This is a genomic window from Microbacterium schleiferi (genome assembly GCF_038150145.1).
GTDB lineage: Bacteria > Actinomycetota > Actinomycetes > Actinomycetales > Microbacteriaceae > Microbacterium > Microbacterium schleiferi_B.
Genome location: NZ_JBBWSA010000008.1, coordinates 1 through 16534 on the forward strand (window position 1 = coordinate 1; position 16534 = coordinate 16534).

At 67.5% G+C, this 16534-nt stretch carries 17 protein-coding genes and 1 tRNA gene; 6 read left to right on the forward strand and 12 right to left on the reverse strand.

Annotation, left to right across the window (positions count from 1 at the left end; translation table 11 throughout):
• Positions 1-57: 57 nt before the first annotated feature.
• A complete protein-coding gene (locus AADH62_RS10400) occupies positions 58-972 on the forward strand; it encodes an IS3 family transposase (protein WP_341579412.1) in 915 nt (304 codons plus the stop codon).
• Positions 973-991: 19 nt separating this feature from the next.
• On the opposite strand, the gene AADH62_RS10405 is transcribed toward AADH62_RS10400, so the two are convergent.
• From AADH62_RS10405 to trxA, 3 genes are all read right to left on the reverse strand, one after another.
• On the reverse strand, positions 992-1249 hold the full coding sequence (locus AADH62_RS10405; RefSeq protein WP_341579413.1) for a transposase: 258 nt from the start codon (positions 1247-1249) through the stop codon (positions 992-994).
• A 220-nt stretch (positions 1250-1469) separates the two neighbouring features.
• A tRNA-Pro gene (locus AADH62_RS10410) sits at positions 1470-1543 on the reverse strand.
• Between the two features lie 69 nt (positions 1544-1612).
• The gene (trxA, locus tag AADH62_RS10415; protein ID WP_341579414.1) at positions 1613-2041 is read right to left on the reverse strand and encodes a thioredoxin; all 429 of its coding nucleotides are present in this window, start codon (positions 2039-2041) and stop codon (positions 1613-1615) included.
• A gap of 107 nt (positions 2042-2148) precedes the next feature.
• Here trxA and AADH62_RS10420 point away from each other — a divergent pair, with 107 nt between their 5' ends.
• Together AADH62_RS10420 and AADH62_RS10425 are read left to right on the forward strand one after the other, a co-directional pair.
• Positions 2149-2868, forward strand: coding sequence for a lysoplasmalogenase (locus tag AADH62_RS10420; protein ID WP_341579415.1), 720 nt, complete (start codon positions 2149-2151; stop codon positions 2866-2868).
• A complete protein-coding gene (locus tag AADH62_RS10425; RefSeq protein WP_292727525.1) occupies positions 2865-3239 on the forward strand; it encodes an RNA-binding S4 domain-containing protein in 375 nt (124 codons plus the stop codon). The genes AADH62_RS10420 and AADH62_RS10425 overlap by 4 nt, the downstream gene beginning before the upstream one ends.
• A 7-nt stretch (positions 3240-3246) precedes the next feature.
• On the opposite strand, the gene AADH62_RS10430 is transcribed toward AADH62_RS10425, so the two are convergent.
• On the reverse strand, positions 3247-4170 hold the full coding sequence (locus AADH62_RS10430) for an NUDIX hydrolase (RefSeq protein ID WP_341579416.1): 924 nt from the start codon (positions 4168-4170) through the stop codon (positions 3247-3249).
• Between the two features lie 42 nt (positions 4171-4212).
• Positions 4213-6690, reverse strand: coding sequence for an FAD-dependent oxidoreductase (locus AADH62_RS10435; RefSeq protein ID WP_341579417.1), 2478 nt, complete (start codon positions 6688-6690; stop codon positions 4213-4215).
• A gap of 408 nt (positions 6691-7098) precedes the next feature.
• On the opposite strand from AADH62_RS10435, the gene AADH62_RS10440 reads away from it, so the two are divergent.
• Genes AADH62_RS10440 through AADH62_RS10450 form a run of 3 tightly spaced genes read left to right on the forward strand, consistent with a single transcriptional unit; the run spans position 7099 to position 9952 of the window.
• A complete protein-coding gene (locus AADH62_RS10440) occupies positions 7099-8973 on the forward strand; it encodes a ribonucleoside triphosphate reductase (protein WP_341579418.1) in 1875 nt (624 codons plus the stop codon).
• Complete coding sequence (locus AADH62_RS10445; RefSeq protein ID WP_341579419.1) at positions 8970-9719, forward strand: anaerobic ribonucleoside-triphosphate reductase activating protein; 750 nt, start codon at positions 8970-8972, stop codon at positions 9717-9719. Before AADH62_RS10440 ends, AADH62_RS10445 begins: the two co-directional genes overlap by 4 nt.
• Before the next feature lie 53 nt (positions 9720-9772).
• Positions 9773-9952: a hypothetical protein gene (locus tag AADH62_RS10450; protein WP_292713242.1), complete on the forward strand. Its 180-nt coding sequence runs from the start codon at positions 9773-9775 to the stop codon at positions 9950-9952.
• A 4-nt stretch (positions 9953-9956) separates the two neighbouring features.
• Here the strand turns inward: AADH62_RS10450 and der are convergent, their stop codons facing one another.
• The 7 genes from der to AADH62_RS10485 are packed head-to-tail and all read right to left on the reverse strand — an operon-like array spanning position 9957 to position 16529.
• Positions 9957-11492 (reverse strand): ribosome biogenesis GTPase Der, encoded by a 1536-nt coding sequence (der, locus tag AADH62_RS10455; RefSeq protein WP_341579420.1) that lies wholly within the window; start codon positions 11490-11492, stop codon positions 9957-9959.
• 2 nt (positions 11493-11494) lie between these two features.
• Positions 11495-12253, reverse strand: coding sequence for a (d)CMP kinase (gene cmk, locus AADH62_RS10460; RefSeq protein WP_341579421.1), 759 nt, complete (start codon positions 12251-12253; stop codon positions 11495-11497).
• Positions 12246-13379 carry a prephenate dehydrogenase gene (locus AADH62_RS10465; RefSeq protein ID WP_341579422.1) on the reverse strand — a complete coding sequence of 378 codons (1134 nt, stop codon included), beginning with the start codon at positions 13377-13379 and terminating at the stop codon, positions 12246-12248. Before AADH62_RS10465 ends, cmk begins: the two co-directional genes overlap by 8 nt.
• Complete coding sequence (locus AADH62_RS10470; RefSeq protein ID WP_341579423.1) at positions 13376-14215, reverse strand: pseudouridine synthase; 840 nt, start codon at positions 14213-14215, stop codon at positions 13376-13378. The genes AADH62_RS10465 and AADH62_RS10470 overlap by 4 nt, the downstream gene beginning before the upstream one ends.
• On the reverse strand, positions 14212-14796 hold the full coding sequence (gene scpB, locus AADH62_RS10475) for an SMC-Scp complex subunit ScpB (protein ID WP_341579424.1): 585 nt from the start codon (positions 14794-14796) through the stop codon (positions 14212-14214). The genes AADH62_RS10470 and scpB overlap by 4 nt, the downstream gene beginning before the upstream one ends.
• Entirely contained in the window at positions 14786-15643 is an 858-nt protein-coding gene (locus AADH62_RS10480; RefSeq protein WP_425355674.1) for a segregation and condensation protein A, read from the reverse strand. Before AADH62_RS10480 ends, scpB begins: the two co-directional genes overlap by 11 nt.
• Entirely contained in the window at positions 15627-16529 is a 903-nt protein-coding gene (locus AADH62_RS10485) for a ParA family protein (protein WP_341579425.1), read from the reverse strand. The genes AADH62_RS10480 and AADH62_RS10485 overlap by 17 nt, the downstream gene beginning before the upstream one ends.
• Between the last annotated feature and the right edge of the window lie 5 nt (positions 16530-16534).

Sequence of the window (16534 nt, forward strand, 5' to 3'; positions counted from 1 at the left end):
GATCCTTAAGGCTGCGAGCGTGTTTTTCGCGAAGGAGCTCGACCGCCCCTGACCGAGATGATCCGGTTCATCAACGAGTACCGGGATCGTTTCGGGGTCGAGCTCATCTGCCGGGTCCTCCGCCCGGCAGTGCAGGGCTTTCTCACCGCGCGCGGGTATCGCGCCGCGGTCGGCCGCGCCCCGTCGGCCCGGCAGCTGAAGGACGAACTCCCCGTCCCGGAGGTCGCCCGGTTGCATGCGGAGAACTACGGCGTCTACGGGCGCCGGAAGATGCACGCCCTGATGCGCCGACAAGGGTGGGAGATCGGTCGGGACCAGACCGAGCGCCTCATGCGCCTCGCCGGGGTGCGCGGGGTTCGCACGTCGAAGCGGGTGTTCACGACCCGCTCGGACAAGACGACCGTGCTGCCGAGCGATCTCGTGAACCGCCGGTTCACCGCACCAGCGCCGCGACGTCTCTGGGTCTGCGACGTGACCTATGTTGCGACATGGTCCGGGTTCGCCTACGTCGCGTTCGTCACCGATGTCTACTCGCGCCGCCTCGTGAGCTGGAACGTCGCGTCGACGCTCCGGTCGGAGATCCTCCCCCTGCAAGCGCTGGATATGGCCGCGTGGGACGCCGGTGGTGACCTCACCGGGCTGACGCATCACTCGGATCACGGGTCGAACTACATGGCGATGATCTACACCGACCGGATCGTCGAACTCGGCGCTGTTCCCTCAACCGGAACAGTCGGCGACTCGATCGACAACGCCCTCGCCGAGGCGGTCAACAACGAACTGATCCGCCAACGCGGGCCCTGGCGAACGGTCGAGCAGGTCGAACTCGCGACCCTCGAATACGTGTGGTGGTGGAACAACCAGCGCCCCCACGGGGAGCTCGACATGCGCACTCCCCTCGAGGTCGAGCAGGCGTATTACGCTGACCTCGAATCAGCCAACCCAGCACCTGCCGGACAAGGCTCCCGATAGGAACGAAAGTCAGGCCGATTCAGTACGCCGACGCGCGCTTGAGGATCTCGATCTCCATCTCCAGCACCCGGTTCCGGCGGCGCAACTCGACGAGCTCCTTGTGCTCATCGGTCGTGATCCCGGGCTTGCGGCCGGAGTCGATCGCGTCGCGGCTCATCCAGTTGCGAAGACAGGACTCGCCGATCCCGAGATCGCGCGCGGTCTGGGCAACCGGGTTGCCCTGCGCGACGAGGTCGAGGGCTCGACGCCGGAACTCCGGCGGGTGGGCAGCAGGCATCTCACGGACTCCTTCCGAGACGATCATCGCCTCAAAGTTGGTGTCCGGGAAACCGGGTCAGGCTCCCCCCTTATCCACAGGCCAGTCCATTTCGAGCCGCACTCCGGAGCCCAAGCGTCGGCTCAGAATCGGCCAGGGGACGAGAGTGGGACCAACAAAAAACTCGTCGACGCAAACGATGAAGCCCTGATGAAACTTGCGTCTCATCAGGGCTTTTCCGTCGGGATGACAGGATTTGAACCTGCGACCCCTTGACCCCCAGTCAAGTGCGCTACCAAGCTGCGCCACATCCCGGAACCCGCACCGAAGCGCGGACAACTCCCCTATCTTAGCCGGTCCGGGCGGCAGCGCACGAACCCAGCCCTAGCCGACCTGCGCGGCAACCCACTGGCGCAGCTGCGGTGCCGGAAGCGCACCGATCTGCCGCGATTGCTCCGCACCGTTTCGGTAGAGCAGCAGAGTCGGAATGCTCTGGATGCCGTGACGCTGCGAGACGCGCGGTGACTCGTCCGAGTTCACCTTGACGACCTTCAGCTTTCCGGCGAAGTCCCGCGACATCTGCTCGACGATTGGCGACACCATCCGGCACGGGCCGCACCATGGCGCCCACACGTCCACCAGCACCGGAAGCGTCGCGCTACCAACGACGGCGTCGAACGAGGCATCGTCGGCCTCCACAAGCCAGGGCAGATCTGCGTGGCACGAGGCGCAACGGACCTTACCGGTTCGCGCCGCCGGCACCCGATTCTTCGCACCACACGACGGACATGCCGTCACAACCGAGTCCGCCATCCTGACTCCCTCCCCGTTCATTCTCGCAATCCGCGTGCGACCAGCGCTACCTCTCGCGCGCTCAGCGGCAATAGGGTGGGAGCGGTTCCCAACACGAAGGAGTGTCTGTGACCGCTGATGCCGCTACGACCCGAGTCGCCGCATCCGACCTCTCTCCGCGCTGGTGGTGGGGGTTCTTGCCCTACGTCGCGGTGTCGATCGTGCACGTCACGGCACTGCTGTCGGGGTGGGATGCCGTGAGCGGCCCCACCAAGCTCGCGCTCATGCCGCTGCTTGCCGTGGCTGTGCTCTGGGGCGGCCGGGGTTCGCAGTGGGGTGCCCCCTACACGCTGCTGTTCGTCGCTCTCGCGCTGTCGTGGCTCGGCGACGGCGCCGCGACCTTTTTCCCGTTCCTTGATGACGAACTCCCGGCGATGCTCCTGTGCTTCGGTCTCGCGCATATCGCCTACATTGTGCTGTTCTGGCGGTTCCTCGCGCTGCGGCGGCTGCCGTGGTGGTCTGCCGTCTATGCGGTCTGGTGGGTCGTCCTGGTCGTCTACCTCTGGCCGGCCCTCGGCGGACTTGCCGTGGGGGTCGCGATCTACGGACTCGTCCTCGGTGGCACAGCCGTGCTGTCCACCCGATGCCACCCGGCCGTTGCGTGGGGTGGAGCGTTCTTCCTCATCTCCGACACGGTGCTCGCGTTCCGGCTTTTCCTCCCCGAAACGATGCCGTCGGGCAGCAGCGCCCTCGTCATGATCACCTACACGCTCGGGCAGGGACTCATCGCCGTGGGAGCGGTGATCGCGACCCACGCTGCGCGGGCCGCGAGAGAATCGACGGTGTGACCGACTCCGTTCGCGTGGATGCCTGGCTCTGGGCAGTCCGGGTCTACAAGACCCGATCCGCAGCGACAGCGGCATGCCGCGCGGGGCATGTGCGGGTCGGTGGGGACCGCGCGAAGGCGGCCCAGCCCGTGCGGATCGGCGATGAGCTGCGGGTCCGGATCGCGGGCTTCGACCGCATCCTCGTCGTCAAGCAGCTGCTGACAAAGCGCGTCGGAGCTCCGGCGGCCGCCCTCGCGGTCGACGACCGCACCCCGGCGCGCCCGTCTCGGGAAGAGACCCCGTTCGTCCCGGTTCGCGACCGCGGCGCAGGGAGGCCGACCAAGCGCGAACGTCGCGACATCGACCGACTGCGGGGCCGGTCCGCCGAATAAGGCTGGGCTACGCGCCCTCGTCGAGCTGATCGAGCAGCCAGCCGGCACCGACGGCCAATGCACCTGCGACGCTGACCCTATCGGCGAGTCCCCGGTCGCTCGTCACGACGACGACCTGCTCACCGGCGCCGATGCGCCGCTGCGTCTCGGCCACGATCTCGTCATCACCCTCGCCGGGGGCCAACACGACACGGATGCCGGCGCCTGCGCCATCCGCAGGCAGGTCCGCGGCCTTGGCCTGCCCCTCGAGCACGATCGACACGTCAGGGAACCAGTGCGCGCCCGGAAGCTCGAGCGCGTTGGCATCCACTCCCCGCGCCTGCCAACCCCTGACCCGGTCAATGAGCCGGCCGGCAGCACCGGCGCGGTCGCGCCACCATCCGTCAGGCACCGAACCCACGACGTTCGCCGCGTCGATCACGACGGCCGGGCGCACCGACAGCAGCGGGCCAAGGTGCTCCCATGCCGAGGCGAACGCCGGATGCAGCGGCCGGTCCGCGACCTCGCCTACCGGAACCCACTCGAGCGCGACGCTCTCGGCATCCGCGATCTGCGGGTCAAACGGCACGATGACATCCGCGATCACCGTCGTGTACGACCAGATGTCGAGGTCGAGCACGCTCCAGAACCGCTGCCGCACGGCATCCGGCGGCACCGCGGCTTCCTCCCGCGCCTCGCGGAGCGCCGCCACACCGGCATCCTCGTTCTCGTGTCGCGCACCGCCGGGCAGTGCCCAGGTGCCGCCGTGGTGGCTCCACCCGACCCGGTGCTGCAACAGGATGCCGCGCTCGGCATCCACGGCAAGAAGACCCGCCGCGCCGAACCGGCCCCAGTATCGCTCCCCCGTCGGCGCGATGACCCATGCGTCACCGGGATCGCGCGGGCCCGACGGGCGGCGCGGCTCGCCGGGAGCCGAGGGTTCGATCGTCACGATCTCAGCCTGTCACACCGAGCGGGCTCCACCGGTCGCGCGCTAGATGAACAGGGTCGTCCCGGACTTCTGGGCCTCGCCGAGGAACGTGGCAACACCACCGAAGTCGATTCCGTCCTGCAGGTCGGATTCGGCGATCCCGAGCAGGTCCATCGTCATCGTGCACGCCACCAGCTGTGCACCTCCCTCGCGCGCCGAGGCCATGAGTTCCTCGAGGGTCGGGACGTTGTGCTGCTTCATGACGTCCTTGATCATCTTGGGTCCCATGCCCGCCATGTTCATCTGCGACAGCGGCAGGTGGCCGGCATCCGAGGGCATCATCATCGCGAACATCCGATCCATGACCTTCTTCTCGCGCGGCGGTGCATCGTGCCGACGCAGCATGTTCAGGCCCCAGAACGTGAAGAACATCGACACTTTCTGCCCCATCGCGAGCGCACCGTTGGCAATGATGAACGCCGCGATGGCCTTGTCGAGGTCGCCCGAGAAGACCACGAAGGATGTCTGATTCAGCGTCTGCACGGCGCGCGGGGCATCCGTTCCCGCGCTCTTGCGGAAGGTCGCCACATAGCCGGGCCCCTCGGGTGCGATCGCGAGCATCTCGTGGCCGTGGCTTGCGGCCCACGCCGGAGCGTCGTGCGCGAACCCGGGATCCGAGACGTGCACGACGACGTCGTCGCCCGGCTGCAGCTCGTCCATCTGCTTCGTGAGCTTCATGATCGGGCCTGGGCACGCGAGCCCCGTGCAGTCGAGGTCGACCACCTGGCCCGACCCCTTCACCTGGGCGAGCAGATCGGATGCCTCGGCATACGGGATCTCGGCGGGCTTGGCCACGAACCCCACGGGCTCGAGGTCATGGAAGAAGCGGAACGTCGTCGAGCCGCCCGAGAGCGTCCGCACATCGGTGAACCCGCGCTGCACGAGCGCCCGGTACGCGAGGTAGCTGCGGAACCCGACAGCGCAGTACAGACGGATGGGAACGTCCCGGTCCCAGCTCTCGCACGCCTCGCGAAGGATGCCGAGAGGCACGTTCTCGGCTCCCGAGATGTGCCAGATGTCGTATTCGACGTCGGTGCGCACGTCGATGATGCGGCATCCGTCGGTCGCTGCCGGGTAGTCCTTCGCGTACCAGAGCTTCAGGTCACCGCTGAGCACGTTACTCGCGACGAATCCCGCCATGTTGACGGGGTCCTTCGCCGAACCGAACGGCGGCGCGTACGCGAGCTCGAGGTGCTCGAGGTCGTGGACCGTCGCACCGAGCCTGATCGCGGTCGCGAAGACATCCAGCCGCTTGTCGACCCCGTCGAACCCGGCGATCTGTGCCCCGAGGAGCTTGCCGTCCGTGGGCGCGAACGTGACCTTGATGTGCATCTGCGCCGTGCCCGGGTAGTACCCGGCGTGCCCTGACGGATGCACGTGTGCGGTGAGGTAGTCGACGCCTGCCCGTTCAAGCTGACGCTCGTTCGCCCCCGTAGCGCCGGCTGTCATGTCGAACACCTTCACGATCGAAGTGCCCTGCGTCGAGAGGTACTCGGTGTCGCGGCCGCAGATGTTCTCGGCGGCAACGCGCGCTTCGCGGTTCGCGGGCCCGGCAAGCGGTGTGATCCAGCGCCCCGGCAGCACGGTGTGCGCGGTCTCGACGGCATCGCCCGCCGCCCAGATGTGGGGGTCGGAGGTGCGCATATGCGTGTCAACGACGATCCCGCCGCGCTCTCCGATCTCGAGCCCCGCCTCGCGGGCCAGACCCACGTTGGGTCGCACGCCCGCCGAGAGCACGACCAGGTCTGCCGGCAGCGACTGGCCGTTGTTGAGTTCGACCCGCAGCATCCCGTCGGATGCCCGGGTGAAGGCAGCCGCAGCAGTGCCGAGCTGCAGTTCGACTCCCCTCCCCCGCGCGTGCTGCTCGACCGGAATCGAGACGTCCTTGTCGAGGGGCGGCAGGATCTGGTCGGCAAGCTCGACGAGGGTGACCTCGGCTCCGCGGTGAATGAGGTTCTCGGCCATCTCGATGCCGATGTAGCCCGCGCCGATGACCACGGTCTTCGCGGCACGGCCCTGAGCCGCGGCGGCGGCGAGAGCCTCGTCGAGGCGCGACTTGATGGCGTCCATGTCAGTGACGTTTCGCAGGGTGTGGATGCCGGGAAGGTCGATGCCCGGAAGCGGAAGCTGCAGCGGATCGGCGCCCTGGCACAGCGCGAGCGCGTCGTACGACTCGGTGTACTCGCGCCCGGTCGCGACTTCGCGCACCGTAACCGTCTGGGCCGCGGGGTCGAGACCGACGACATCCTGGCCGATGCGTACATCGATGTCGAGCGACTCGCGAAGACTCTCGGGGGTCTGGAGCAGGAGCCGGCTGCGATCGGCGATGACACCGCCGATGTGGTACGGCAGACCGCAGTTCGCGAACGATACGTACTCGCCCCGCTCGAGAACGACGATCTCAGCCGACTCGTCCAGACGGCGAGCCCTCGCCGCGACGGATGCTCCGCCGGCGACTCCTCCGACGACGACGATCTTCATGGTGTTCTCCTCGCATTCGGGCCGCAGCAGTTCGCGGCTCCGAGATGAAGGTACTCCCGGGGGTATATCCGCAGTCAGGGGCAAAGGTCCCTCGTCGCGGGGCGTGCGAAGAGCCCGCCCGATGCCAATCCGTTCAGTCGCGCCGTGTTGTGGCATCCAGCACGCAACACCCGCAACACGGCGCGACCGAAAGAGATGGGCTCCGGGCACATACTCCTCCGTCGCGATTTCGCCTGGACCGACACGCGAGGCTGTACGCCGCCACAAGGATGCATGACACCATGTGGTCTGACCATGTGTGACACCACATATTGTGTCGCGAACGAGATTGGACGCTGCATATAGTGGCATCCCGCACTGCGCGAGAGCTTTCAAACCAGCGCCACCGCACCCCGAAGGAAGCCGCCGATGAACCGTCGTATCTCCGCCACGCCACGTACCGTCGCCGTCTCCGAGACGATCAACGAGTACCTGTCGCAGTCTGACTGGCGTGTGAACGCCAACGCGAACCAGGGCTACTCACTGGGCGGCATGATCCTCAACACCGCGGGCAAGATCATCGCCAACTACTGGCTCGACGAGGTCTACGCGCCCGAGGCTGGAGCCGCGCACCGCGACGGCGACATCCACATCCACGATCTCGACATGTTCGCCGGCTACTGCGCCGGGTGGTCGCTCCGCGCGCTCCTCGAGCAAGGCTTCAACGGTATCCCCGGGCGCATCTCCGCTGCTCCCCCACGGCACCTCTCGGCAGCCATGGGTCAGATGGTCAACTTCCTCGGCACGCTGCAAAACGAGTGGGCCGGCGCGCAGGCTTTCAGCTCCGTGGACACCTACCTCGCGCCGTTCGTCCGGATCGACGGACTCTCGTACGAACAGGTGCGCCAAGCCGTGCAGGAGTTCGTCTTCAACCTCAACGTCCCCTCCCGCTGGGGCACGCAGACGCCCTTCACGAACCTCACCTTCGACTGGACGTGTCCCGATGACCTAGCCGACCAGCATCCGCTCATCGGCGGCGTCGTCCAACCCTTCGCCTACGGCGACCTCGCCGACGAAATGGCGATCATCAACCGCGCCTTCATCGATGTATACAGCCAGGGGGATGCTGAGGGTCGTGCCTTCACCTTCCCTATCCCGACCTACAACATCACGAAGGACTTCGACTGGGACTTGCCCAACGTCGACGCCCTGTTCGCGATGACCGCCCGCTACGGCTTGCCCTACTTCCAGAACTTCGTCAACTCCGACCTCGACCCGCACATGATCCGCTCGATGTGCTGCCGCCTGCAGCTCGACCTGACCGAGCTGCTCAAACGCGGCAACGGTCTGTTCGGATCGGCCGAGCAGACCGGATCCGTCGGGGTCGTGACGGTCAACTGCGCACGCCTGGGCTACCTCTTCCCCGGCGACGCCGACGGCGTCCTGCGCCGCCTCGACGCGCTGCTCGAGGTCGCCCGCGACAGCCTCGAGGCAAAGCGCGAGGTCATTGGCCGTCACATCGACGGCGGCCTCTTCCCCTACACGAAGCGCTATCTCGGCACGCTCGACAACCACTTCTCAACGATCGGCGTCAACGGCATCAACGAGTTCATCCGCAACTTCACCCTCGACGCTCACGACATCACGGATGCCGAGGGCATGGAGTTGGCGTCGTGGCTGCTCGAGCACGTTCGGGCTCGCATGGTCGAAGCCCAGGAACAGACGGGGCACATGTACAACCTCGAAGCGACCCCCGCCGAAAGCGCGACCTACCGGTTCGCGCGGCTGGACATCGCCAGCTTCGGCGAGCAGAGCGGCGCTCCCCGGGGCGCCGGCGGCGACGGCATCCGCCACGCGGGCACCGCCGACCACCCGTACTACACGAACTCCTCGCAACTGCCGGTCGGCTACACCGACGACCCGTTCGAGGCGATGCAGCTGCAAGAGCCGCTGCAGCAGCTCTACACCGGCGGGACGGTGCTGCACCTGTATCTCGGTGAAGCTGTCGCGTCGGGATCCGTCTGCAAGAACCTCGTTCGGCGCTCGCTCGAACGGTTCCGGCTCCCCTACCTCACCGTCACACCGACCTTCTCGATCTGTCCCGCACACGGATACGTCTCGGGCGACCATCCGCTCTGCCCGCGCTGCGGTCGAGACTGCGAAGTGTGGACGCGCGTCATGGGCTACTTCCGCCCGGTGTCATCGTTCAACATCGGCAAGCAGGGCGAAGCCGCTGAGCGGGTCTACTTCGACGCACACCGAGCCGCGAAAGATGCAGCACGGCCATTAATGGCACACCAGTGAACGTCATCGCCCCCCTTCTCGCCGACGAGCTGAGCATTGCCGGGCTCACGCGATTCTCGGGTTCGGACTGGCCCGACCGCCTCGTCGCGACTGTCTTCCTCCAGGGCTGTCCGTGGGACTGCGTCTATTGCCACAACCCCGACCTGATCGACCCCCACAGCGCGGGCACGATCACGTGGCGCGAGGTTCTCGCGTTCCTCGAACAGCGTCGTGGACAGCTCGATGGCGTCGTCTTCTCCGGCGGCGAGCCGACGATGCAGACCGCGCTCCTGCCCGCCACAGACGATGCGCGACGCCTCGGCCTGCGCGTCGGCCTGCACACCGGGGGAGCTTTCCCGCAGCGGTTGGATGCCGCCCTCCCCGCTGTCGACTGGGTAGGCCTCGACATCAAGGCGTCCGCCGCCGACTACGCCACCATCACGCAGCGGCGCGGCAGCGGCATCCATGCGTGGCGGTCGCTGCGACTCGTGCTGGATGCCGCGCGTGCCCGCGCCGGCAGCGACCACCCCCTGGCGTACGAGGTGCGCACGACCGTCGACCCGAAGCTCACCGACGCCGACCGGCTGCGCCTCCTGGGCGAACAGCTCCTTGCCGAAGGTGTGCGGTGGTGGGCCCTGCAGCGAGCCCGGGATGTGGGCACGAGACCGGATGCCCCGCCCGTTCCCGCCACCGCGGCAACCGACGACCTGGTCGAGATGATCGCCGCCGAGTTCGCCGGAGCATTCCCCAGCGTCCTCACGCGCTGATCACGATTGTCAAGACCCTCGCACGACCGCTGCACGGGTGGTCGGCTGGTGCCATGGGAAACGCACACGACCACGAGATGATCGAGACTCCAGAGAACGGCGAAACTCACGGTCAGTGGGAAGACCACGACTTCGGTAACGCCGAATCAGGCACCGACAAGGGCACCGGGGACCCGGGCGACGACCGCTCGCACCTGCAGGACCTGCCGCCGGCACAGACCGACGGCGCCTGAACGCTCAGCGCTGACGGCGCTCCCGGACCCGCATGTTGAGCACGATCGGGGTGCCCTCGAAACCGAACAGCTCGCGCAAGCGGCGCTGGATGAACCGGCGATAGCCGGGATCGAGGAATCCGGTCGTGAACAGCACGAACGTCGGCGGGCGCGTGGCGGCCTGCGTGCCGAACAGGATGCGGGGCTGCTTGCCACCGCGGAGCGGATGCGGATGCTCGGCGACGAGTTCAGCCAGGAAGGCGTTGAACTTGCCGGTCGGGATCCGCTGATCCCACGACTCCAACGCCGTCTCGAGCGCCGGAACGAGCTTCTCGAGATGGCGTCCGGTCCGCGCGGAGATGTTCACCCGCGGGGCCCACGAGACGTGCGCGAGATCCTGTTCGATCTCACGCTCGAGGTACCGGCGACGATCCTGGTTCTCGAGTTCGGGTGTCGTGAGCAGGTCCCACTTGTTGAACGCGAGCACGAGCGCCCGCCCTGACTCCAGCACCAGATCGATGATCCGCACGTCCTGCTCGCTGAGCGGCTGGCTGACATCGAGCACGACGACAGCGACCTCCGCCTTCTCGAGCGCCGCCGAGGTGCGAAGCGATGCGTAGAAGTCGGCACCCTGCTGCAGGTGAACGCGACGACGGATGCCGGCAGTGTCGACGAAGGTCCACAGGCGCCCGCCGATCTCGACGATTTCGTCAACCGGGTCGCGCGTCGTTCCCGCCAGGTCGTTGACGACAACCCGCTCCTCGCCCGCGGCTTTGTTCAGCAGCGACGATTTGCCCACGTTCGGGCGACCGAGGATCGCGACGCGGCGCGGTCCACCGATCTCGTGCTTGGCGACGGCCGAGACATCCGGCAGCACCTTCATGATCTCATCGAGCAGGTCAGCGACCCCGCGACCGTGGATCGCGGAGACCGGATGCGGCTCGCCGAGCCCCAGGTTCCACAGGGCGGCAGCTTCGGGCTCCTGGCGGGCGTCGTCGATCTTGTTGGCGACAAGGAACACCGGCTTGCCGCTCTTGCGCAGCAGTTTGACGACATGCTCGTCGGTCGAGGTCGCCCCCACCATCGCGTCGACCACGAACAGCACGACATCCGAGAGATCGATCGCGATCTCCGCCTGTGCGGCCACCGACCGATCGATACCGCGCGCGTCAGGCTCCCACCCGCCCGTGTCGACGAGGGTGAAGCGGCGGTCCATCCACTCTGCCTTGTAGGTCACGCGGTCACGCGTGACACCGGGGGTGTCCTCGACGACAGCCTCGCGACGGCCAAGGATGCGGTTCACGAGCGCCGACTTGCCGACGTTCGGACGCCCAACGATCGCGACGACCGGCAGCGCCGGCAGGTACTCGATGCCGTCGTCACCGGCAACGAGGCCAGCGAGTACCGCGGCATCATCCTCGTCGAGGTCGTAGTCATCCAGGGTCGCTCGCAGCGCTGCTGCCCGCGACTCGGCCAGCTCATCGTCGAGATCCGCGAGAGTATCGGCGAGGTTGTCGTCCCCCGCCGCTGTCTCGTCGAACTCATCACCAGTGGTGCTCATTGTCAGTCCTTCCCCTCCACGCCGGGGGCTGCTCGGTCGGCGCCCTCGATCGAGGCGCCCGCGAGTTCCCGGCGGGCGACGGCGAGCACTTCGGCCACCGTCTCGTCAAAATCCAACGCGGTCGAATCGACCACGACAACTCCCGGAGCGGCAGTCAGGAAGTCCACGACCTTCGAGTCCGACGAATCACGGCGTCGCAAGGCCTCGGCGACCTCCGCCGCTGTCGACCCGCTGATCTCCGCGCTGCGTCGCGCTGCTCGGACCGCAGGGTCGGCTGTCAGCAGGATCCGCGCCGGCGCGTCCGGAGCCACAACCGTCGTGATGTCCCGACCCTCCACAACGACGCCGGGGCAACCGGATGCCGCCACCAGCCGCCGGAACGCCGCATTGATCGTCCGCCGGATCGCCGGGACCCGAGCAACGCCGCTCACGGCATCCGTCACCCGCTGCTCGCGAATAGCATCGGTCACATCGGTCTCGCCCGAGCGCACCCAGTAGTCGTCAGGGTCCAGGGAAATGCGGAAGTCGAAGTCGCTGACGGCTTCCAGCACAGCGGTGGCATCGGAGGTATCGACCTCGCGCGCCAGCGCATGCCAGGCAAGAGCCCGATATGCCGCTCCCGTGTCGAGGTAGCCGAACCCGAGCGAGCGGGCAACCTGCTTCGACACGCTGGACTTGCCGCTGCCGGCGGGGCCGTCAACCGCGACGATCACGACGTCGGATTCGACGGTGTCGGCGGCGGTGTGAGAGGCGTCAGTCATTGGTGGTACTCGCGATCTTCCATCCGCGCTCTTCGAGTCCGGCGATCGCGTCGCGCAGCACGGAAGGTGCGACGGCGATCTCGGCGAGGCCGAACGGAGCCCCCGGCGAGTGCTCCAACCGGAAATCCTCGACGTTGACCGCGAGCGCGCCGAGGTCACCGAACAGGCGACCGAGCTGACCGGCAGTGTCGTCGACCATCACGACGAGGGAAGCGAAGCGGCGGTTCTGGCCGTGCTTGCCCGGCAGGCGTTCGACGCCCTCGTTGCCGCGACGGATCGTGTCGGCGATCTCACGCCGGGCACCCGGGGCATCGGGCGCCCGCAGCGCCTCGGCGACGGCTGCGAGATCCCGCGACAGCGCATCCAGGATGTCGACGACGGGGGCAGCGTTGGCCGAGAGGATCTGCACCCACAGCTCGGGAGCCGACGCAGCGATCCGGGTCGTGTCACGCACACCCTGACCGGCAAGGCGCAGCGACCCGTCGGGGGCGTTGGTAAACCGGCCCGCCAGGAGGCTCGCCACCAGCTGGGGAACGTGGGAGACCAGCGCGACCGAACGATCGTGGTCTTCGGGGGTCATCTCGATCGGCGTCGCGCCGAGATCCAGCGCGAGCGCCTCGACAAGCGCGAGGTCGGATGCCGGAGTCTTGCCGTCACGGCACACCACCCACGGGCTTCCGATGAACAGATCGCCCCGCGCCGAGATCGCGCCGCCCCGCTCCCGACCGGCGAGCGGATGCGACCCGATGTAGTGGGTGAGGTCGACGCCGCGACCTCGAAGCTCCTGCAGGGGCTCGAGCTTGACGCTCGCGACATCCGTCACGACGGCGCCCGGGAACGCGCGCAGCTCCCGCTCGACGACATCGGCGACGACATCCGGCGGAACCGCGACGACGATGAGCGTCGGCTGGTCGTCGGGCGTCGCAGCACGGCCCGCGCCGTAGTCGATGGCAAGACGCAGTTGCGATGGCGAGGCATCCTCGAGCACGACATCGACGCCCCGCGCTCGCAGTGCGTGTCCGACGCTGGCGCCGAGGAGTCCGGCGCCGACGACGCGCACCGTGCCGGTGACGCGCGGGGTCAGCGAATCACCGCCGGCCACGGCTGACGTATCGGTGCTCGTCACGGGGAGATCTCCTGAGAATCGGGCGACGAAGAGTCGTCAGCCTCGTGGGGCGCCATCTCTTGCTGCGGGTCACCCTCGCGGCGCGCAAGAGTCAGCAATGCGCCTCGCTCTACTGTAGTCAACTCCCTTACCGCCCCAACCGGGAGGCTTCCCAGGTGCAGCGGGCCGAACTGACGGCGCACCAGTTCCACGACCGGATGCCCGACCTCCGCCATCATGCGCCGCACGATGCGGTTGCGACCCGAGTGCAGGGTGAGTTCCACGAGTGAGCCGCCTCCGGCATCGGATGCCGACAGCAGCCGCGCCTTGTCGGCGGCGATCGGACCATCCTCGAGGGTCACACCCCGCGTGAGCCGGGCGATCGTCTGCGGCGTGACGCGACCCTCGACCTTGGCGATGTAGACCTTCGTCACCCCGAACGACGGGTGCGAGAGCACATGCGCGAGGTCGCCGTCGTTCGTGAGAACGAGCAGTCCGCTGGTGTCGGCATCCAGGCGTCCAACGTTGAACAGTCGCTCGGACCACTCCGCCGTGTATTCGCGCAGGTCCGGCCTGCCCCGCTCGTCGCGCATCGAGCTGACGACGCCGCGCGGCTTGTTGAGCACGACGTAGCGTTTGCTCTCATCGAGCTGCACCGCTACGCCGTCGACGTCCACGAGGTCTGTGGTCGGATCGATGCGCGTCCCGAGTTCGGTGACGACGCGCCCGTTGACGCGAACGCGTCCCGCGGCGATCAGCTGCTCAGACACGCGGCGCGACGCGACACCGGCCGCGGCGAGCACCTTCTGCAGACGCACGCCGTCGGGGCCCTCCGACTCGAATCCGGATGCCGTCATCGGATCGACTCCCCCGCGAAGCCATCGGCGCCGTCGTCGAGGAGCGGTGAGATGTGTGGCAGCTCATCGAGTGAATTGATCCCGAGATTCACGAGCAGGGCGTCGGTCGTGCCGTAGTGGATCGCCCCGGTGTCGGGATCCGTGAACACCTCGGTGATGAGGCCTCGAGACAGCAGTGTGCGCACGACCGAATCGACGTTGACGGCACGGATCGCCGCGACCTGACCGCGGGTAACGGGCTGTTTGTAGGCGATCACGGCGAGCGTTTCGAGGGCGGCCTGCGAGAGCCGCGACGGAGCCTGCGTTCCGACGAAGTCGCTCACGAGATCGTCGAACTCTTCTCGCACGTATAGCCGCCAACCACCGCCGACTTCGCGCAGTTCGAACCCGCGCTTGGGGCCACCGGTCAGACCGTCGTAGTCAGCGACGAGGGTTTCGATCGCCTGGCGCACAGCGGGCACCGGCGCGCCGACAGCCGCGGCAAGGCTCACGAGGCTGTGGGGCTCGTCGAGGATCATCATGATCGCCTCGATCCGGCGCGTGATGTCGGAGGCGATATCTGAAGTCGTGTCATCGGTCATAGTCGGCTCCCAGTGTGGCAAGGTTCTCGTCCGACCACCGCTCGGCGGTCCAGCGCAGCGTGAGTTCACCGAGGGGCTCGACCTGCTCGAACGAGAGCGCTGCGTGCCGGTAGAGCTCCAGCACCGAGAGGAAGCGGGCAACCACGATCCCGGGTTGGTCCACGCCGGCGATCAGTTCACGAAAGTTGAGCGAACCGGAGCTTCGAAGCAGCGCCACGACGACAGCCGCCTGTTCGCGGATGCTGACCAAGGGCGCGTGCAGGTGATCGAGCCCTACGTGGGGAATCTCCTTCGGCGCGAACGCGAGCATCGCCAGCGCCGCAAAATCCTGCGGCGAGAGCGTCCAGACCAGTTCGGGGACGGCATCCCGGTACTTCGCATCGAGCCGCACGGTGCGCGCGTGACGCGTGTCCTCGCGCACGAGGCTGCGCCCGAACCACGCCGAGACCTCCTTGAACGCGCGGTACTGCAGCAGTCTGGCAAAGAGCAGATCGCGGGCCTCGAGCAGCGCGACGCTTTCGGCATCCACCAGCTCACCCTGCGGCAGGAGCCCCGCGACCTTCATGTCCAGCAGCGTCGCCGCGACGACCAGAAACTGCGACGACTCGTCCAGGTCGTGCTCGGGGCCCAGCGCACGCACGTGAGCGATGAACTCGTTGGTGACCTCACTCAGCGAGACCTCGGTGATATCGAGCTCGCGTTTGGTGATGAGGGTCAGGAGCAGATCAAACGGGCCGTCGAACACATCGAGCGTGACGCGGAACCCGCCGTCCGCCCCGGCCGTCCCATCCGCCCCGGCACCGGGAGCGGCATCCGTCGCGCTCGAGTGCTCAGGCGACGGCGCCACGGGCGACGAGCTCTCGCGCGAGCCGCAGATAGGCCTGCGCCGCGGCATGTTCGGGAGCGAACGTCGTGATCGGCATCCCCGACACTGACGCGTCCGGGAACTTGACGGTGCGGCCGATCACGGTCTCCAAGACGTCATCGCCGAACGCCTCGACGACGCGCTCGAGCACCTCGCGCGAGTGGAGCGTGCGCGGGTCGTACATGGTCGCCAGAACCCCATCGAGCCGGATGTCGGGATTCAGACGATCACGCACCTTGTCAATCGTCTCGATGAGCAGGGCGACCCCGCGCAGCGCGAAGTATTCGCACTCGAGAGGAATGATCACGCCGTGGCTCGCGGTGAGCGCGTTCACGGTCAGAAGCCCGAGCGAGGGCTGGCAGTCGATGAGGATGACGTCGTACTCACCCGCGACCTTGCGCAGCACTCGGGCGAGGATCGTCTCGCGGGCAACCTCGTTGACGAGGTGCACTTCCGCCGCCGACAGGTCGATGTTCGCCGGGATGACGTCGAGGCCCTCGACAGAGGTGTTCACGATCGCGTCGTGCGGGTCACGCTTGGGGTCCAGCAGCAGCTCGTAGATCGTGGTGATGTCGTGCGTCGGGATGCCGAGACCGGCCGACAGCGCGCCCTGCGGGTCGAAGTCGACGGCCAGCACTCGCCTGCCGTAGTCCGCGAGCGAGGCAGCCAGGTTGATCGTCGTCGTGGTCTTGCCGACGCCGCCCTTCTGGTTGCACAGTGCGATGACCCGAGCAGGACCGTGCGACGACAGCGGCGGAGGGGTGTCGAACCCGCGATACGGCCGGCCGGTGGGGCCGAGGATGTCGGACTCCGCGTCCGTCTTCGCGCCTCGTTTGCTGCCCGCCACCGACTCTCCTGACTTCGCCATGCCGT